Origin of the sequence: Neisseria shayeganii 871 (assembly GCF_000226875.1) — a bacterium.
GTDB lineage: Bacteria > Pseudomonadota > Gammaproteobacteria > Burkholderiales > Neisseriaceae > Eikenella > Eikenella shayeganii.
Window position 1 is genome coordinate 1,185,759 of the sequence record NZ_JH164926.1, and the last position, 17,783, is coordinate 1,203,541.

Below are 17,783 nucleotides of genomic sequence, written 5' to 3' on the forward strand. Positions count from 1 at the left end.
AAAACGGTTTTCAGGTAGCCTTTTATCGGCTTGAGGCTACCTGAAAGCCGCGTATCACACTTTAAAGCCGCGCATCACCCGCCGCGTTTCATAATCCACGCGCAGCAGCAGGGCGAAGGCCACCAGGGTCATGATCAGCGCCGAGCCGCCGTAAGACATCAGCGGCAGGGTGAGGCCCTTGGTGGGCAACAGGCCGATGTTGACGCCGATATTGAAAAAGCTCTGAATGCCGATCCAAATGCCCACCCCTTTGGCCACATAGGCGCCGAAAAACTGCTCCGCATCGCGCGCCATTTTGCCGATGGAAAACGCCCGCCACACCAGCCACACATAGCAAGCGGTGAGCACCATCATGCCGATGAAGCCGAATTCTTCGCCGATGACCGCCAGAATAAAATCGGTATGCGCCTCGGGCAGATAAAAGCGTTTCTCCAAACTGGCGCCCAGCCCCACGCCCGTCCAGCCGCCGCGACCGATCGCCATCAACGAATGGGTGAGCTGGTAGCCTTTGCCGAGCGGATCTTGCCAGGGGTCGAGAAAGGCCGTTACCCGCGCCATGCGGTAGGGCACCAACGCCACCATCATCACCATGGCCGACAGGCCGCCGGCCATCACCAAAGCAAACCAGCGCATCGACAAGCCGGCCAGAAAAATCATACCCGTCATGATGACCGCCACCACCACAAACGAGCCGAAATCGGGCTGAAACATAATCAGCGTGAGCCCGATGGCCACCGGAATTGCTGCAAACCACACCTTGCTCAGCTTGGTCAGCACATCGGAGCGGCGCATAAAGAAACCAGAGAGGTACAAAATCACCGCCAGCTTGAAAATCTCGGTGGGCTGGATATTGGCCGGGCCGACATGGATCCAGCGTTTGGCGCCGTTAATCTCCCGCCCCACCACCAATACCACCAGCAGCAAAATCAGGCTGCCCACCAAAATCAGCAGGGAATGCCGCCGCCAAAAACTCAAAGGCCGCCTAAACGCCACCCAAGCCAGCACAGCGCCCACGCCGATATAGCCGGCCTGGCGCTGCAGATAAAACCACTTGCTGCCGTCCTGTCCGGCATAGGCGACCGAAGCGGAATACACCATCACCAGGCTGAAACCCAGCATCAACACCAACAGCCACAACAGGGTTTGGTCCACGGTGTGCCCGTGGCGCAGCAGTTTGCGGTCGAGCAGTTTGGATTCGGTAAACATCTTGACTTCACTTTATGGATCAACAAAACAGGCAACGGGCTACCTGAAACCACCGCCTATGCGGCGCAACACACGATACAGACTGCCGGATAACAACCCCGCCAAACCGGCCGGCAACACAAACAGCGGCATCCACGCGCGGTATTCGCCGGCCGCATCACCGCGCCACGCCACCGCCTGATACACGGCAAAAGCTGCCAACACAGCCGCCGCTCCGGCAACCGCCACGCTCCATAGTGCCTGCCGGCCGCGGCACCGCTAGGCAACCGCCCAGCCGACCACGGCGCCGAACAGCACAAACAGCATCAGATCACTCATGCTTCCGATTCCTTAAATCTGCGGCGTTCAGGTAGCCTGAACCGCGCGGAGAGGCTACCTGAACGCCTCACAAACCGCGCACGGTGTCGATAAACACCTGCGCCCGATGGGCATAGCCCTCGAACATATCGTAGCTGGCGCAGGCGGGGCTGAGCAGGACGATGTCGCCCGGTTCGGCCATTTGGTAGGCGCGGCGGGTGGCGGCGGGCAAATCGTCGAAGTATTCGGGCTCTGCGCCGCAGCCGGCCAGATCGCGGCCGACTTGCGCGGCGTCGGCGCCGATCAAGACCACGCCGCGCACCTTGCCTTTCAGCGCCTCGCGCAAGGGCGTGAAGTCCTGGCCCTTGCCCTGACCGCCGGCCACCAGCACAATGGGCGCATCCAAGCCGGCAATGGCGGCACAGGTGGCGCCGACATTGGTGCCTTTGCTGTCGTCGATAAAGCGCACGCCGTTTTTCTCGGCCACCAGTTCCACCCGGTGCGGCAAACCCTGAAAGCTGCGCACGCCGGCCAACAAAGCGTCTCGCGGCAGGCCGATGCCTTCGCACAAGGCCAGCGCCGCCAATACATTGGCGGCATTGTGGCTGCCTTGCAGCGGAATCTCGGCGGCGCGCATCATGGCCTCGCCGTCGGCTTTCAGGTCGCCCGCGTGCAAGGCATAGCCGCCCTGCCCGTGCAGGGAAAACCAGCGCACCTCGCGGCCGGCCCGCTTCATGGCGCGGCAGAACACATCGTCGGCATTGAGCACCTGCACGCCCTGCCCGTTAAATATCGCGTCCTTGCTGCGGGCGTAGTCGAGCAAATCGTCGTAACGGTCGAGGTGGTCTTCGGAAATATTCAGGCACACCGCAGCATCGGCATCCAATTCGGGCGTGGTTTCCAATTGGAAGCTGGAAAGTTCGAGCACCCACACATCGGCAGGCTTGCCCGCCCGTTGTAAATAGGCCTCCAGCACCGGCGTGCCGATATTGCCGGCCACCACCGTATCCAGCCCGGCTTGGGCGCACAAATGACCCACCAATGAGGTCACCGTGGTTTTACCGTTACTGCCGGTGATGGCGATGATTTTGCTGCCGCTGCCGGCCAGCGCGCGCACCAGCACCGCCACATCGCCCAGCACTTCGCCACCCTGCGCCTCAAACGCGCGGACGGCCTGCTGACGGCGGCTGATGCCGGGGCTGAGCGCCAAAATGTCGAAACCGGCCGCCAAGGCAGCGGCCAGGCTACCTGAAAACCAGCGCGCCTGGGGAAAACGCGCCGCCAATTCGGCCTTCCGTGCCTCATCGAGCCGGGCATCGTAGCCCGCCACCCGCGCGCCGGCACGGGTAAAGAAATCGAGCATAGACAGGCCGCTACCGCCAAGGCCGGCCACCAGAATATTTTGATTGTGCCAATTTTTTTTCATGATTTGCTTTCAGGTAGCCTATTCAGCACCCATCGCTTTGAGCACCAACAACAACGGCAAAACGGCCCCGCCCACCATCACCAGCAGCCACAGCAGCAGTTGGTCGGTTACTTGGCGCAGCAAGGCAAAATAACCCCAAGCGTATAAACCCCACAGCGCAGCGCCAATCAGCGTGCCGACCAAGCTGCCGCCGGCCAGCAAACTCAATACCGCCACCACCGCCGCATAAGCCGCCGCCCATTGCCAGGCGCGCGAGCTTTCTTCGTACACATGCTCCTGCAATTTGGCCATCGCCAGCAAAATCAACATCTGCAACAACATGGTAACCGCCTTTCAGGTAGCCTCACGAAGGGATTTAGCGGATTTTCAAGCTGCTCAAACCGATCAGCACCAACACAATGGTGATGATCCAAAAACGCACCACCACCTGGGTTTCTTTCCAGCCCTTCTGCTCAAAATGATGGTGGATGGGCGCCATCAGGAAAATACGCTTCTTGGTGCGCTTATACCAGCCCACCTGCAACATCACCGACAAAGCCTCTACCACAAACAGGCCGCCCATGATCACCAGCACAAATTCCTGCCGCAGAATCACCGCCACCGTGCCCAGGGCCGCGCCCAAAGCCAACGCACCCACATCGCCCATAAATACCTGCGCCGGCGCGGCGTTGAACCACAAAAAGCCCAAGCAGGCCCCGCACATGGCGGCACAGAACACCACCACTTCATTGGCCCCCGGCACAAACGGCAGTTGCAGATAATGGGCAAACTGGGCGTGGCCGGTCACATAGGCAAACACCGCCAACGCACCGGCCACCAACACCACCGGAAACGCCGCCAAGCCGTCCAAGCCGTCGGTGAGGTTGACCGCATTTGAGGTGCCGACAATGGTGAAATAGGCCAGCGTCACAAAACCGATCACGCCCAAAGGCAGCGCCACCTGTTTGAAGAAGGGCACGATCAGAATATTGTTGGCCGCATTGGCCGCCACATAAAACAGCAAGAGGCCGGCCAACAGCGCCACCGCCGACTGCCACACCATTTTGAATTTGGCCGACACCCCGTTGGGGTCTTTATAAACCACCTTTTTCCAATCGTCGTAAAAACCGAGCAGGCCGGTACCCAACAACACCAGCAAGAGAATCCAGATATACGGATTCGACCAGCGCCCCCACAGCAGGGTGGACACCGTAATCGCCAGCAAAATCAGCACCCCGCCCATGGTGGGCGTGCCCGCCTTCACCAAATGTGTTTGCGGGCCGTCGTGACGGATCGCCTGGCCCGCCTTCAAAGCCGTGAGCTTGCGTATCGTCCACGGCCCCAACAGCAAAGAAAACACCAGCGCCGTCAGCGCCGCCATCACCGCGCGGAAAGTGGTGTACTGAAACAGATTGAAACCGCTGATCCAGTTTTGAAAAATATCGGCAAGCCATAACAACATAAAAACATCCTGACAGATCTATGCGGGCCGGACACCGCGCCAAACGGCCGCCCCTTGTTTCTCAAACACATTCAAACACCGGCATCCGGCGAAAAGCCGGCATTTTAATGCCTTATGCCGCCCTTGTGTGCGGCGCAACATACGGCGCAGACAAAATCTTGCCCCGCCAAACAAAGCTTTACTCAAAGCTTACAAAAGCGCACTTTCAGGCCGCCTGAACACTCGCCGCACATAAGCACAATATGCCGGAAAAGAAAATTAACTGAATTTTAAAACTAGAAAAAACAGACAAATAAGAAAAAATTCCAAAAATTCGGCCAGGCAATTGTCAGATCCCTCCTGCCGCCACGTCTTTACATTCACCAATCCAGCCGCACCGGAACACACCGGCAGCACGGCCGCAACATCCATGACCATGATTTTCAGGAGAGCAAATATGACCCGACTTTTCCGCCCCGCCCAAACCGCCGCCCTCATCCTCAGCGTCCTGTCCGGCACCGCCTATGCCGGCGACACCCCGAACCGCCTCAACCTGCTGGAAGCAGAACACCAATCGCTGAAACAGAGCCTCAGCCAAGTCCAAGCAGCCGCCACCCAAAACACCCAAAACCTGGCCAACCTGACCCTGACCAGCGGCGAACAGCAAAACGAGCTCTTGGTGTTGGATCAAGAATTGAAAAAACAGCAAGCCGGCATAGAACGGCACAGCCTGTCGATTGCCGACAACACCACGGCCATCCACAGCAATTTCGGCCGTATCGAAGCCAACACAAACGCGCTTCAACAACAAGCAGACCGCATTCAAGCCAACCAAACCCAGATCGGCGCAAACCGCGCCACCTTAGAACAGCAGGCCAGGAACATTGCCGACACCCAAGCCGCACTGCAGCGCATCAGCTTAGGCAACGGCGTTGATCCGGAAAAAATCGCCCAAATCGACCAAAACACGCAACGCATCGACAACCACCAGCAACGCATCAATGCCAATGTGGCCAACCTCAACGCCCAAGCCGGCCTGATCGGCGCCAACCGCCAGAGCATTACCGCCAATCAAAAAGCCCTGCAACAGCAAAGCAGCCGCCTCGATGCCACCCAGCAAACCACAGACCGGCAAGGCCAATCGATTGCCGATAACACCACGGCCATCCACAGCAATTTCGGCCGTATCGAAACCAACACAAACGCCCTGCAACAGCAAAGCGGCCGCCTCGACACCGCCCAACAAGCCATAGACCGGCACGGCCAAACCTTGCGCGAACAGGCCGGCACCCTGAAAGCCCATCAGGCACAACTGGCCGCCCAACAAGCCCAAAGCGAGCGCAACCGCGACGCCGTCGCCGCACACGACACCGCCATCCGCCGCCATCAGGCCGAAATCGCCGCCAACCGCGATTTAATCAACCAGCGACTCAACCAACAAGGATTACGCACAGCCGAAGCCGAGGCACAAATCGCCCGCAACAGCGCCGGCCTGCAACAACTTTCCGGCGAAGTGCGCGACCTGAAACAGCAAACCGAGCGCGGTTTCGCCGCACAAGCCGCCTTGGCAGGCCTGTTCCAGCCTTACGGCGTGGGCAAATTCAACCTCACCGCCGCAGTAGGCGGCTACCGCAAACAAAGCGCCGTGGCCGTGGGCGCGGGCTACCGCTTTAACGAACAGTTCGCCACCAAAGCCGGCGTTGCCTTCAATACCCGAGGCGGCGCAGCCGTTTACCACCTGGGTGTCAACCTCGAATGGTAATCCGCCTCCAACCGGCGCCAACACCGCGCCGCTGCCAACAGGCTACCTGAAAGCTTTCAGGTAGCCTGTTACTTTACGCTTATTCTAAAAAACCAAAGCTTCCGCCACTCTTTCCATCTGCATAAAGCGCGAGCCTTTGACCAACACTTGCGCGCCCTCGGGCAAATCTTGACGCAGGGCTTGGCTCAGTGCGGCTTGGTCGGCGAACCAGCGGCCTTGGCTGCCGAAGGCTTGGGCGGCGGCGGCGCTGTGGCGGCCGGTAAAATAGGCGGTTTCAATGCCCAGCCCGCGCGCATAGGCGCCGACTTCGGCGTGCATGGCCGCCGCTTCGTCTTCCCCCAGCTCGCCCATATCACCCATCACAAACACGCGCGGCGGCGGCAGTTGCGCCAGCACATCCAGCGCGGCTTTCATGCTGTCGGGATTGGCGTTGTAGGTGTCGTCCAGCACCGTGCTGCCGCGCAGGCCGGCTTTGATTTGCAGGCGGCCTTTGATATTGGCAAAACCGGCCAGACCTTCGGCAATCTGCGCCAGACTCAGGCCGGCGGTTTGCGCCAGCGCGGCGGCGGCCACGGCATTGTGCACATTGTGGCGGCCGGGCACCGGCAGGCTGACGGCGGCGCGTTCTTGGCCGCACACCAAATCGAATGTGCAGGAAAGCGGCGCCAAAACCACGTTTTCGGCATGGACATCGCCCTCGTCCACGCCGAAAGTACGGCTGTTCAAACCCTGTACGGCAACTTGGAACACCGCAACATTCGGATCTTGAGCGGGCATCAGTGCCCTGCCGTTTTCAGGTAGCCCCTGATAGATTTCGCTTTTGGCGCGGGCAATATCGGCCACGCCGTCGAAGCCGCAGCCGACATGGGCGCGCAGGGCGTTGTTCACCAGCGCGGCATCGGGGTGGGCCAGGCGGGTGAGCGCCGCCAGTTCGCCGAAATGGTTCATGCCCATCTCAATCACCGCATAACGGTGGGCGGGCTGCAATTGCAGCAAGGTGAGCGGCAGGCCGATGTGGTTGTTGAAATTGCCGGCGGTGGCCAGCACCGCATCGTCGCCGAAATGCCGGCGCAACACCGCAGCCAGCATTTCTTTAACCGTGGTTTTGCCGGACGAGCCGGTGATGCCGAAGACCCAGGGATCCACCTCCTCGCGCCAGGCGGCGGCCAAGGTTTGCAGCGCGGCCAGGGTGTCGGCCACTTTCAGGCTACCTGAAAGCCCGGCGCAATCGGCGCGCGACACCACCGCATAGGCGCCGGCGGCCAATACCTGCGGCACAAAATCATGGGCGTCGTGTTTGTCGCCGGCCAGAGCAAAAAACACATCGCCCGATTGCGCTTGGCGGCTGTCGGTAATGATGCGCACCGGCGCATCGGCACGGGCGCCGGCCGGCAGCGGCAGCTTGAGGGTTTGGCAAATAAAATCGAGGGTTAAGGCATTCATGGCACTTCTTTCGGCTGGCGGACATCCGCCGGTTTGTCTATCGGCCGCAGGGCGGGCAGTTTAGTAGGCTTGGGCAGCCGGCCAGCGGGCCAGCAGCTGCCGCTGTTCGTCGGCACTGAGTTTGGCAATATCGGCCAACACGTTTTCCACGCTGGTTTGGGTGTGGCGGAACAAAGAGGCCACATAGGGGGTGGCCGGATGATGTTGCACGGCTGCGGGGGTGTCCGCCTGCAACAGCCTGCCGGCCTCCATCACGCCGATACGGCAACCGAGACGCAGGGCTTCCTGCATGTCGTGGGTCACAAACACAATGGTGGTGCCCAAGCGGCGGTGGATGTCGGCAATTGCATCCTGCAGGGCGCGGCGCGACAAGGGATCGAGCGCGGAAAACGGCTCGTCCATCAGCAAAATATCGGGTTTGGCCGCCAAGGCGCGCAAAATGCCGATGCGCTGCTGTTCGCCGCCCGAGAGTTCGTGCGGATAGCGCGCGGCGTATGCCGCCGGCAGACCCGCCAATTCGAGCAGCTCTGCCATGCGCGCTTGGCGGGCGGCTTTGCTCCAGCCCAGAATATCCGGCATCAGGCCGATGTTTTGCGCCACCGTCATGGTGGGGAACAGGGCGATTTGCTGCAAGACATAGCCGATGCGGTGGCGCAGCGGGCGGATGGGGTAGTCTTTGATGCGCTGGCCGCGGAAATACACATTGCCTTCGGTGGGCTCGGTGAGCGCGTTGATCATGCGCAAAGTGGTGGATTTGCCGCTGCCCGAGCCGCCCACCAGCACGAAAAATTCGCCTTCGTAAACACTGAGGTTCAAATCTGCCACTGCGGCTTGGCCGCCGTAATGCTTGCTGACGTTGCGAAACTCAATCATCACCGAATCACCCGTCGCACCCATCTTGTTCTCCCAATCCTTCTTAATCATTAGGCCGTATTCTGACACAAGATAAAAACTTTATTTTTTAGCTGCAGAAATACCCATGTATTGTTATTTAATACTTTATCCAGTATGCAATTTTTTGAGTAGCAAAGATGAGAAAAACAATGAGCAGCGGATAGAATACATATGTCAGAAAAAATATAAATCTATCAACAAAAATATTGTTTAATGGGTAATGATTTTTTAAAAACTTATTTAATCTATCGAGCGTTTCTTCTTCAACTTCTTCCCATTGTAGAAACGATTTTGCGGTAACAAAAAAGAAATGGTGTTTACTGCCGTCATAAACCCTAAGAATCCATCCTATTTTCTTTAGAACAAAGAAATAGGAATGATAGGATTCGATTTTTATCTCCGAAATAAGCCTACCATCATGAATATCTTTGACAACCAAACCGGAAGGCAAAAAGTGAAGCCTTCTACTGTATATTTCAGAAGAAAGCATCACCCATATCAAAACAACACACGCTGCCAAAGCCTTTGCCGGATGAATACCTGTTAATCCCCAATACCAAACAGCGGTAAAAACAAGCGTCATCAGCAATAGAAAAACCAACGATAGGATAACGAATGCTTTATTGCTAAATACGGCTACGGAGAATTCTTCATTTATGCTATCTTGATCCATTTATTCTCATCGATTCCGGCATGGACAATCAAATAGGCCAAGCAAAGTTTAATTGGAAAAACTGAGGCATTATTAATGCTCGATTACGCCGCCCCAGCTGCATTGCGGCGTATGGCCGCTGTGCGGCCTGTCAGGCTACCTGAAAACCCGCCGCCCCTACTCGCGCAGCAAGCCCTGCCGGCGCAGATAATCGCGGGCCACCTGCTCGGGCGGCTCACCCTGCGCTTTCACGCGGTAATTCATTTCGCTCATTTCTTCGGCCGAAATCCGCCCCGCCAAACGGTTCAGCGCAGCGGCCACCTGCGGATGTTCCCGCTCGAAGGCCGCTTTCATCAACGGCGCACCTTGGTAAGAAGGAAACAGGCCCAAGTCGTCGGCCAGCGTCACCAAGCGGTATTGCTTGAGTTCGCTGTCGGTGGAATAGGCTTCAATCAGGTCGATTTTGCCGTTGTGCAAGGCGGTGTAGCGCAGCGCCGGCTCCATGCTGGACAACTGCGCAAAGCGGATGCCGTGCCGCTGCAGGCCGCGGTAGCCGTCGTTGCGGTCGGTAAACTCCAAGGTGAAACCGGCACGGAAATGGCCGGCCACCGTTTTCAAATCGGAAATCCGCTGCAAACCGTATTGCCGCGCATCGTTTTCGCGCACGGCCAAAGCATAAGTGTTCTGATAAGCCATCGGCCTCAACAGGCTGAGCGCATATTGCTCCGCCAGCAGGCGGCGCGCTTCGGCATAAGTCTGTTCCGGCGACAAGCCTTGGCTGCTCATGCCGGGCGGCAGGGTGACCAAACTTTCCAGCACCGTACCGGTAAACTCCGGATACACATCGATTTCACCGCTGTTGAGCGCCGCAAACAGAAAACTGGTTTTGCCGAAATTCGGCTTCAGCACCACCTCCAGCTCAGGCTGTTCCTGCTCAATCAGCAGGCGGTACATATTGATCAGGATGTCCGGCTCGCTGCCCAACTTGCCCGCCACCACAATCTGCCGCCGCTCACCGCCCGATGCCGGCCACAGCGCCGCCGCGCCCAACACCAGCAACACAGCCACCACCAGCGACAACAGCCGACCCGGCCGCCGCACCCGCTGCAGGGCGCCCACCAAAGCGCTGACGCCCACCGCCAAGGCGGCAGACAAAACCGCGCCGCTTACCGTGAGCATCATATTGTGGCGGTCGATGCCCAGCAAAATCAGCTGGCCCAAGCCGCCCGCCCCGATCAACGCCGCCAGCGTGGCCGTGCCCACAATCAGCACCGCAGCGGTGCGGATGCCGGAAATCATCGCCGGCAAAGCCATCGGCAGCTCGATCCGCAACAAGGATTGCCAACGCGACAAGCCGAAGGCCGTGGCCGCTTCTTTGATGGCCGGATCGATTTGGTTCAAACCCAAATAAGTATTTTGGAACACCGGCAGCAGAGCATACAGCGTAAGCGCAATCAACACCGGCGGCGAACCGATGCCCACCAAGGGAATCAACAGGCCGAGCAGGGCCAGCGAAGGGATGGTTTGCAGCACGCCGGTAAACTGCAGCACCGCTTCCGCCCAACGCCGCCGCCGCGACAGCAACACGGCCAAAGGCACGGCCAGCAGCACCGCCGCCAGCAGGGAAAGCAGCGACAGCCACAGATGCTCGAGTACCGCGTTCAGAATCATCTGCTTTTCGGTCTGCACCCAACTCAGAAAATCCTGCACACCCTGCCCTTTCTCTTTAAGAAGCTGTTCAAAATCTCCGCCGCGGCGGGGTCCGGCCAAGGCACCGCGCCTGCCGCATTGTCGTTAAAGGGAGAACAGAAATGCTGGCACGCTGCGCCATCTTGCACACCTTTGCGCCTGGCATTCGCAGTTTTTGCTTCGAAAAACCGCTGCACAAGAAGACGATGCACCGATTCTCATCACTATCCGCCCGAGTGCCTGGCAAACGCTTTTCAGGTAGCCTGAACCTTGTTCCCGGCCTACCCCGCAGGCTTTCAGGTAGCCCGAACGTCAATCAGCGCTGCACCAGCGCCGCCTCAGCCGCTTCAAAATCGGAAAAATGCTGTTTTTGGCCGCCGATGTCTTGGTAGGTTTCGTGGCCTTTGCCGGCAATCAGAATGATGTCGTCGGCAGCGGCGTGGCGCACGGCGTATTCGATGGCGGCGCGGCGGTCGGCATCCACATAAGCGGGGTTCGGTACGGCGGGCAGAATGTCGTCGATGATGGCCTGCGGCTCTTCCATGCGCGGATTGTCGCTAGTCACCACCACGCAGTCGGCGCCGGCCTGCGCCGCCGCGCCCATCAGCGGGCGTTTGCCGCGGTCGCGGTTGCCGCCGCAGCCGAACACGCACCACAGCTTGGCGCCTTGCGGTTTGATTTCTTGCAGGGTGGCCAAGGCTTTTTCCAGCGCATCGGACGTGTGGGCATAGTCCACCACCACCAGCGGACGGCCTTCTCCCATGATGCAGTCCATGCGGCCCGTGGCGGGGCGGATGTCGGCCAGCACGCGCAACACTTCGCCCAAAGCAAAGCCTTCGGCGCACAGCAGCCCCACACAGGCGGCCAGATTTTGCGCGTTGAAACGGCCGAGCAGGCGGCTGCGGATTTCCCCTTCGCCCCACGGCGTCGCCAATTTCAGCTGCATGCCTTGGGCCGAAGCCTGAAAGGCGGTGATGCGCACGGCGGCTTCTTGATTGAAGCCGTAACTCAGCACCTGCAGCTCGGGCCGCTGTGTGCGCAATTCGGCCGCCAACTCGGCGCCGAAGGCGTCGTCGGTATTGATGACGGCATGGCGCAAACTCTGCCATTGGAACAGCTTGGCCTTGCTGCGGCCGTAACCGGCCATGTCGCCGTGGTAGTCGAGGTGGTCGCGGGTAAGATTGGTGAAGATGGCGCTGCTGCAGGGCACGCCGACCACGCGGTTTTGGTCGAGGCCGTGGCTGGATACTTCCATCGCCACCGCCTGAGCGCCTTGGGCGCGGAAACGGTGCAACAGGGTTTGTACCTGCACGGGATCGGGCGTGGTATGGGTGGTGTCTTCCAACGCGCCCCAAAAACCGTTGCCCACGGTGCCGATGACGGCGCATTTCTGCCCCAGCAAATCGGCGGCCTGCGCCAACCATTGGCTGATGGAGGTTTTGCCGTTGGTGCCGGTCACGCCCCAGCAGCGCAGCGGGGCGGCGGTATCGGCAAAATTGCCGTACACCTCGGCCGCCAGCAGGCCGGCGCGGGTGTTCAAATCGGCCACGCCTTGGTTGGGCACCGCCCATTCCGCCTGCCAAGCAAAGCCGTCGCCTGCGTCCCAAAACACAAACGCCGCGCCGTTGGCCACGGCATCGGCGATATAGCGCCGCCCGTCGGTGTATTCTCCTTGGCAAGCGATGAAGACGTCGCCGGGGCGGATGTGGCGGCTGTCCATGCGCAAAACACACCCTGCGGGCAGTTCGGGCAGGGTGTGCAACACGGGGCGGGATAAGATGGCGTTCCGATCAAACATAACAAACTCCGCTGTCGGCGGCGGATGCAAGCAGCCGCTGCGGCCACTTTGCGATACCGTCGCCGAAAGGTTTTCAGGTAGCCTGCGCGTTTAGCCGCAGCAGGCTACCTGAAAGGTTTAGGGTTGGACGGCAGCCGTCTGCCGCAAAGGTTTGGTGGGCGTGATGCCGAGAATGTTCAGCGAACCGGCCATCACATCCTTAAATACCGGGCCGGCCACCGTGCCGCCGTAATAGCCGTTTTGGGTGGGCTCGTCGATGTTCACCGCCACAATCACGCGCGGGTTTTCGGCGGGCGCGAAGCCGATGAAGGTGGCCATGTGTTTGTTTTCGGCATAGCGGCCGTTCACCAGCTTGCGTGCGGTGCCGGTTTTGGCGCCGACGTCAAAGCCGTCCACCGCACCGGCCGTGCCCGTGCCGCCCGGCTCGGTAACCGACACCATCATGCGGCGCACGGCGCGCGCGGTTTCGGGGCGGATGATCGCTTCGCCCTGCGGCGCCACGCTTTGCTTGAGGAAAGTGACCGGCAGCAGTTTGCCGTCGTTGGTGAACACGGTGTAGCCGCGAGCCAGCTGCAACAGGCTCATTTGCAGGCCGTAGCCGAACGACATGGTGGCCTGCTCGATGGGGCGCCAGTTTTTCCAGTCGCGCACCAAACCGGGCGATTCGCCGGGGAAGCCCGAGTGCATGCGGCGGCCGAAGCCGACGGCTTTGTAAAACTGATGCATCTCTTCCGGCTTGAACATGGCCGACAGCTTGCTGGTGCCGACATTGGAAGACTTCTGCATCATGCCGCGCAGGGTCAGCGAGCCGTAGTTGCGCGTGTCGCGCACGGTGGCCGGACCGATGTTGTAGGGTTGCACATTAAACCAAGTGTTTTCGTTCACCTTGCCCGAATCCAAGGCTTTGGCAATCGGGAAGGGCTTCATGGTGGAGCCGGGCTCGATCATATCGGTGACCGCGCGGTTGCGGCGCAAGGCGCTGTCGGAGCGGCCGGGGTGGTTCGGATCGTAATCCGGCAGGTTGACCAGGGCCAGGATTTCGCCGGTTTTCGCATCCAACACCACCACCGTACCGGCTTTGGCTTGGTGGTGCGCCATGGCTTCGGCCAGCTCGTCGTGCGCCAGCGACTGAATGCGCTGATCCAAGGACAGCACCATATCGCGGCCATCCACCGTGTCGCGGTTGCGCGGCGAATCCAGCGCGTCCACATAATTGCCGCGGTTGTCGCGCAGCACCACGCGCGCCCCGTCCACGCCGCGCAAATCGTCTTCGCGCGACAGCTCCAAACCTTCCTGGCCCTTACCGTCGATGTTGGTGAAACCGATCACGTGTGAAAACAGATTGCCCATCGGATACTGCCGTTTAGGCTCGGTTTGGAAGGACAAACCGGCAATGCCCAACTCGCGCACCTGAGCGGCGGTTTCCGCACTCATCTGGCGCTTCAGAAACACAAAATCGCTGTTGGTGCGCGCCAAACGGTCGGCAATGGTTTCCACCGGTACATCAATTAAGGCAGACAAGGCCTCCAATTGGTCTTGGCTGGGCATTTTGTCCATCGAAGAGGGTACGGCATACAGCGAATCGGTCGGTGCGCTCAGAGCCAGCACCGAGCCGTTGCGGTCGGTAATCGTGCCGCGGTTGGCGGTCTGCACCAATGTGCGCACAAAGCGCTTGTTGCCCTCTTCCACCAACTTATCCTGCTCCAGCGTGTGCAGGCGCACGCTCCACACCACCACCGCGCCGAAAGCGACAGCCAGCGTACCGAGCACCATGGCAATGCGGCCGTTGGTGCTGACGGGCTTTTTCTTTTTCGGCTGTTGCTGCCGCATCTGCGGCTTGTAATCGCTTTTAATCAACATAAGTATCGGTTCCCGCTTTGTATTTATTCGTGGTGTGTGCGGATCATGTGGGTATTCTGTACGGTAGGCGGCTGCAGCTGCTGGCGCGCCGCCGCCTCTTTAATGCGGGCATGGTTGGCCAGCTGGGCCTGCTGCCATTGCAGACGGCGGAATTCTTCTTCCAAGTCCAAGGCGCGGCGGTGCTCTTTTTCCAGCGCGATAAACGATTCGCGCGAGCGGTCCTGCACGGTGACCACGGCCAGCGCCGAGAGCACGGTGAGCACAAAGAGGACGATATTGATTTTGTTCATCAGGCTTCAAACCTCCCCGCCGTGCGTTCCGCCACCCGCAACACCGCCGAACGCGCGCGCGGATTGGCCGCCACTTCGGCCTCGCCGGCCTTTTGCGCCTTGCCGATTTCCAGCAAAGGCGGCTGCGGCCGTTCGCTTTCTTTCACCATCGCCCATTTGGGCAGAGGCTGCGGCCGGCTGTGGCGGCGGATAAACTGTTTCACCATACGGTCTTCCAAAGAGTGGAAGGCAATCACCGCCAAACGGCCGCCGGTTTTCAGGTAGCCTGCCGCCTGCGGCAGCACGGCGGCTACTTCTTCAAGCTCACGGTTGATGAAAATCCGAACGGCTTGGAACGTCCGCGTCGCCGGGTCTTGACCGCGCTCGCGAGTACGGACGACTTCCGCCACGAGTTTCGCCAGCTGGCCGGTTGTAAGGATGGGGCTTTCCTGCCGCCTTGCCACAATTGCGCGCGCAATCTGGCGACTAAACCGCTCTTCACCATAATTTTTGATGACCTCGTGAATGTCTTGCTCTGCCGCCTCGGCCAGCCATTCGGCCGCCGACTGGCCGCGGGTGGTGTCCATGCGCATATCCAAAGGCGCATCGAAGCGGAAGCTGAAACCGCGGCTGGCGTCGTCGATTTGCGGCGAGGAAATGCCCAAATCAAACAGCGCACCGTCGATTTCTCGGATGCCCAAACCGTTTAAGGCTACCTGAAAAGCGGCAAAGCCTTCGTGCACCACCGCCACACGCGCATCTTGCGCCGCCAGTTCGCGCGCCACCGCAATCGCCTGCGGGTCTTTGTCGAACACCACCAAACGGCCGTGTTCGCCCAAACGGGACAGAATCAGCCGCGAATGGCCGCCCCTGCCGAAGGTGCCGTCCACATACACGCCGTCGGGGCGCACATTCAGCGCGTCCACCGCCTCGTGCAAAAGCACCGTGGTGTGGGTAAACACTTCGCCGCTCATAAACGGAACCCCGCTTCGGCCAATTCGGCATCCAGCTCGTCGGCATCCATGTCGAGCAAGGCATTCATATCGGCCTCCCAACGCTCACGACCCCACAGCTCCAAGCGGTCCACCCGTCCGACCAAAGTCACTTCCTTATCGAAATCCACCCGTCGGCGCAGATGCGCGGGCAGCAAAATACGGCCGGCCGAATCCAGCTCCAAGGTTTCCGCATTGTGCAGCACCATGCTCTGGTAACGCTTGGCGTGCGGCTTGCCGTTAACGTCCATGGCCATAATGGCCGCCGCGGTTTTCAGCCACTCTGCTTCCGGATACAGCAGAAAATGCGAACGCGAATCCAGCGTCACCACCAGCGCAGGCGAGTAATGGCGCGACAACAGCTCGCGGAATTTGGCCGGTATCGCCAAACGCCCCTTGCTGTCGATGCTCAATTCGTGCATGCCGCCAAACACTGCGCCTACCTCGTCTCATCAGTTTAGGGAAAACGGCACACTTAGCCCCACTTTTCCCCACATTGCGACACTATACGGCAGTTTTTTGATTACAGTCAATGAAGCCCGGCAGAAAAATGATTTATTAACAATTCATTCCGATAAATCGCCACACCCATCCGCCCCCAACCGCACCCCGCCTGCCCAAGCGCCTGCCGCCGCGCCTTTGGCAAACATCAATTAAATCTTTATAATCGCAGCCCTTTTTCAAACCGCCTGAGACCTTTGTAAAACCCCCAGATGTGGATGCAGTTCAAGGCGTAGCAGCACAGCGAGCGCAGACATATCAGATAGATAGGCAAGCGAGCGAGCAGCGCACAACGCAGAAATGCGCCGCAGATGGGGGTTTTGCAAAGGTCTCAGCCTGCCAACCTGCCGCCATGACCCACACCGACCTGCCCACCCCCACGCCGGAAGCCCTGCACGCCTCGCAAACCCTCACCGGCCTCATCCGGCAGCGCATCGCCGCCAACCAGGGCTTCCTGCCCTTTGCCGACTTCATGCAGATGGCGCTCTACCAGCCCGAATACGGCTACTACACCGGCGGCGCACACAAAATCGGCGCGGCGGGCGACTTCATCACCGCCCCCGCGCTCACCCCCCTGTTCGGCCGCACCCTCGCCGTCCAACTCCGCGCCCTGTTGCCGCAAACCGCCGGCTGCGTTTACGAATTCGGCGCCGGCACCGGCGCACTGGCCGCTCAGCTGCTGCCTGCCCTTTCAGGTAGCCTGCAGCACTATTACATCATCGAAGTGTCGCCCGATTTGGCCGAACGGCAACGCCGCCACATCGCCGAACACGCCCCCGAACACCTTGCCCAAGTCAGCTGGCTCGCCGAATTGCCCGCTGCCTTCGACGGCATCGTCATCGGCAACGAAGTGCTCGACGCCATGCCCTGCGACATCGTGCGCTACCAAAACGGCCGCCATTGCCTGATGGGCGTAGCCGAACAAGACGGCGGTTTGGCATGGCAAAGCGCCCCCCTGCCCGCCGAATTACACGCCGAAGCCGCAGCGCTGATTCCGCCGCTCGAAGGCTACACCAGCGAATTGCACCGCCAACAGCAGGCTTTTATCCGCACCGTGGCCGCCAAACTGCACCGCGGCGCCCTCATCTGGATCGACTACGGCTTCGACGCCGCCCAGTATTATCATCCGCAGCGGCATCAGGGCACCCTCATCGGCCACTACCGCCACCATGCCGTGCACGACCCCTTCCGCTACATCGGCCTCACCGACCTCACCTGCCACGTCAACTTTACCGCCATCGCCGAAGCCGGCTGCGACAGCGGCCTCGACCTCATCGGCTATACCACTCAAGCCGCCTTTTTGCTCAACCTCGGCATCACCGACGCACTCGCCGCCTGCGGCGACAGCGCCGGGCCCGACTACATCCGCGCCGCCGCCGCCTGCCAAACCCTGCTCGCCCCGCACGAAATGGGCGAGCTGTTTAAAGTAATGGCCTTCGGCAAAAACATCGATGTGGATTGGCAGGGCTTTGCCGCCGGCGATATCTGCCACCGTCTCTAGTAAAAGTCTCCGCTCCAATACGCCATCCAAACAAAGGCTACCTGAAAACCGCCCACCCGCGTTTCAGGTAGCT

At 59.9% G+C, this 17,783-nt stretch carries 17 protein-coding genes; 2 read left to right on the forward strand and 15 right to left on the reverse strand.

Going from position 1 to position 17,783, the window contains the following annotated elements; translation table 11 throughout:
• Positions 1-54: 54 nt before the first annotated feature.
• The 5 genes from ftsW to mraY form a co-directional block, all read right to left on the reverse strand.
• Positions 55-1,206, reverse strand: a complete 1,152-nt coding sequence (gene ftsW, locus HMPREF9371_RS05375) for a putative lipid II flippase FtsW (RefSeq protein WP_009118954.1) — start codon at positions 1,204-1,206, stop codon at positions 55-57.
• Between the two features lie 39 nt (positions 1,207-1,245).
• Positions 1,246-1,434, reverse strand: a complete 189-nt coding sequence (locus HMPREF9371_RS05380) for a hypothetical protein (protein WP_009118955.1) — start codon at positions 1,432-1,434, stop codon at positions 1,246-1,248.
• 157 nt (positions 1,435-1,591) lie between these two features.
• Positions 1,592-2,929 carry a UDP-N-acetylmuramoyl-L-alanine--D-glutamate ligase gene (murD, locus tag HMPREF9371_RS05385; RefSeq protein WP_009118956.1) on the reverse strand — a complete coding sequence of 446 codons (1,338 nt, stop codon included), beginning with the start codon at positions 2,927-2,929 and terminating at the stop codon, positions 1,592-1,594.
• Between the two features lie 18 nt (positions 2,930-2,947).
• Positions 2,948-3,250 (reverse strand): hypothetical protein, encoded by a 303-nt coding sequence (locus HMPREF9371_RS05390; RefSeq protein ID WP_009118957.1) that lies wholly within the window; start codon positions 3,248-3,250, stop codon positions 2,948-2,950.
• 34 nt (positions 3,251-3,284) lie between these two features.
• On the reverse strand, positions 3,285-4,370 hold the full coding sequence (gene mraY / locus HMPREF9371_RS05395; RefSeq protein ID WP_009118958.1) for a phospho-N-acetylmuramoyl-pentapeptide-transferase: 1,086 nt from the start codon (positions 4,368-4,370) through the stop codon (positions 3,285-3,287).
• A gap of 436 nt (positions 4,371-4,806) precedes the next feature.
• On the opposite strand from mraY, the gene HMPREF9371_RS11770 reads away from it, so the two are divergent.
• On the forward strand, positions 4,807-6,111 hold the full coding sequence (locus tag HMPREF9371_RS11770; protein WP_156786997.1) for a YadA-like family protein: 1,305 nt from the start codon (positions 4,807-4,809) through the stop codon (positions 6,109-6,111).
• Between the two features lie 84 nt (positions 6,112-6,195).
• Here the strand turns inward: HMPREF9371_RS11770 and HMPREF9371_RS05405 are convergent, their stop codons facing one another.
• From HMPREF9371_RS05405 to HMPREF9371_RS13315, 10 genes are all read right to left on the reverse strand, one after another.
• On the reverse strand, positions 6,196-7,554 hold the full coding sequence (locus HMPREF9371_RS05405; protein WP_009118961.1) for a UDP-N-acetylmuramoyl-tripeptide--D-alanyl-D-alanine ligase: 1,359 nt from the start codon (positions 7,552-7,554) through the stop codon (positions 6,196-6,198).
• Between the two features lie 60 nt (positions 7,555-7,614).
• Positions 7,615-8,451, reverse strand: a complete 837-nt coding sequence (locus HMPREF9371_RS05410; protein WP_040660219.1) for an ABC transporter ATP-binding protein — start codon at positions 8,449-8,451, stop codon at positions 7,615-7,617.
• 94 nt (positions 8,452-8,545) lie between these two features.
• On the reverse strand, positions 8,546-9,121 hold the full coding sequence (locus HMPREF9371_RS05415; RefSeq protein WP_009118963.1) for a hypothetical protein: 576 nt from the start codon (positions 9,119-9,121) through the stop codon (positions 8,546-8,548).
• Positions 9,122-9,277: 156 nt separating this feature from the next.
• The gene (locus HMPREF9371_RS05420; protein WP_040660851.1) at positions 9,278-10,771 is read right to left on the reverse strand and encodes an ABC transporter permease/substrate-binding protein; all 1,494 of its coding nucleotides are present in this window, start codon (positions 10,769-10,771) and stop codon (positions 9,278-9,280) included.
• Positions 10,772-11,105: 334 nt separating this feature from the next.
• Complete coding sequence (locus tag HMPREF9371_RS05425; RefSeq protein WP_009118965.1) at positions 11,106-12,587, reverse strand: UDP-N-acetylmuramoyl-L-alanyl-D-glutamate--2,6-diaminopimelate ligase; 1,482 nt, start codon at positions 12,585-12,587, stop codon at positions 11,106-11,108.
• 117 nt (positions 12,588-12,704) lie between these two features.
• Positions 12,705-14,447 carry a peptidoglycan D,D-transpeptidase FtsI family protein gene (locus tag HMPREF9371_RS05430; protein ID WP_009118966.1) on the reverse strand — a complete coding sequence of 581 codons (1,743 nt, stop codon included), beginning with the start codon at positions 14,445-14,447 and terminating at the stop codon, positions 12,705-12,707.
• A 23-nt stretch (positions 14,448-14,470) separates the two neighbouring features.
• Positions 14,471-14,737: a cell division protein FtsL gene (gene ftsL, locus HMPREF9371_RS05435; RefSeq protein ID WP_009118967.1), complete on the reverse strand. Its 267-nt coding sequence runs from the start codon at positions 14,735-14,737 to the stop codon at positions 14,471-14,473.
• Positions 14,737-15,690, reverse strand: a complete 954-nt coding sequence (gene rsmH, locus HMPREF9371_RS05440) for a 16S rRNA (cytosine(1402)-N(4))-methyltransferase RsmH (protein ID WP_009118968.1) — start codon at positions 15,688-15,690, stop codon at positions 14,737-14,739. Before rsmH ends, ftsL begins: the two co-directional genes overlap by 1 nt.
• Positions 15,687-16,142: a division/cell wall cluster transcriptional repressor MraZ gene (gene mraZ / locus HMPREF9371_RS05445; protein ID WP_009118969.1), complete on the reverse strand. Its 456-nt coding sequence runs from the start codon at positions 16,140-16,142 to the stop codon at positions 15,687-15,689. Before mraZ ends, rsmH begins: the two co-directional genes overlap by 4 nt.
• Positions 16,143-16,388: 246 nt before the next feature.
• Positions 16,389-16,544 carry a lipoprotein signal peptidase gene (locus tag HMPREF9371_RS13315; RefSeq protein ID WP_232203128.1) on the reverse strand — a complete coding sequence of 52 codons (156 nt, stop codon included), beginning with the start codon at positions 16,542-16,544 and terminating at the stop codon, positions 16,389-16,391.
• 17 nt (positions 16,545-16,561) lie between these two features.
• On the opposite strand from HMPREF9371_RS13315, the gene HMPREF9371_RS05450 reads away from it, so the two are divergent.
• A complete protein-coding gene (locus HMPREF9371_RS05450; RefSeq protein WP_040660221.1) occupies positions 16,562-17,710 on the forward strand; it encodes a class I SAM-dependent methyltransferase in 1,149 nt (382 codons plus the stop codon).
• The last annotated feature ends 73 nt before the right edge of the window (positions 17,711-17,783 follow it).

What these genes read in the sequence shown, in the direction of transcription:
- HMPREF9371_RS05410 (WP_040660219.1), bottom strand. Translation starts at nt 8,451, where the DNA reads ATGGGTGCGACGGGTGATTCGGTGATGATTGAGTTTCGCAACGTCAGC.
- ftsL (WP_009118967.1), bottom strand. Translation starts at nt 14,737, where the DNA reads ATGAACAAAATCAATATCGTCCTCTTTGTGCTCACCGTGCTCTCGGCG.
- HMPREF9371_RS05450 (WP_040660221.1), top strand. Translation starts at nt 16,562, where the DNA reads ATGACCCACACCGACCTGCCCACCCCCACGCCGGAAGCCCTGCACGCC.
- mraY (WP_009118958.1), bottom strand. Translation starts at nt 4,370, where the DNA reads ATGTTGTTATGGCTTGCCGATATTTTTCAAAACTGGATCAGCGGTTTC.
- HMPREF9371_RS05430 (WP_009118966.1), bottom strand. Translation starts at nt 14,447, where the DNA reads ATGTTGATTAAAAGCGATTACAAGCCGCAGATGCGGCAGCAACAGCCG.
- murD (WP_009118956.1), bottom strand. Translation starts at nt 2,929, where the DNA reads ATGAAAAAAAATTGGCACAATCAAAATATTCTGGTGGCCGGCCTTGGC.
- HMPREF9371_RS05420 (WP_040660851.1), bottom strand. Translation starts at nt 10,771, where the DNA reads ATGATTCTGAACGCGGTACTCGAGCATCTGTGGCTGTCGCTGCTTTCC.
- HMPREF9371_RS05405 (WP_009118961.1), bottom strand. Translation starts at nt 7,554, where the DNA reads ATGAATGCCTTAACCCTCGATTTTATTTGCCAAACCCTCAAGCTGCCG.
- rsmH (WP_009118968.1), bottom strand. Translation starts at nt 15,690, where the DNA reads ATGAGCGGCGAAGTGTTTACCCACACCACGGTGCTTTTGCACGAGGCG.
- HMPREF9371_RS11770 (WP_156786997.1), top strand. Translation starts at nt 4,807, where the DNA reads ATGACCCGACTTTTCCGCCCCGCCCAAACCGCCGCCCTCATCCTCAGC.
- HMPREF9371_RS05415 (WP_009118963.1), bottom strand. Translation starts at nt 9,121, where the DNA reads ATGGATCAAGATAGCATAAATGAAGAATTCTCCGTAGCCGTATTTAGC.
- HMPREF9371_RS05390 (WP_009118957.1), bottom strand. Translation starts at nt 3,250, where the DNA reads ATGTTGTTGCAGATGTTGATTTTGCTGGCGATGGCCAAATTGCAGGAG.
- HMPREF9371_RS05425 (WP_009118965.1), bottom strand. Translation starts at nt 12,587, where the DNA reads ATGTTTGATCGGAACGCCATCTTATCCCGCCCCGTGTTGCACACCCTG.
- ftsW (WP_009118954.1), bottom strand. Translation starts at nt 1,206, where the DNA reads ATGTTTACCGAATCCAAACTGCTCGACCGCAAACTGCTGCGCCACGGG.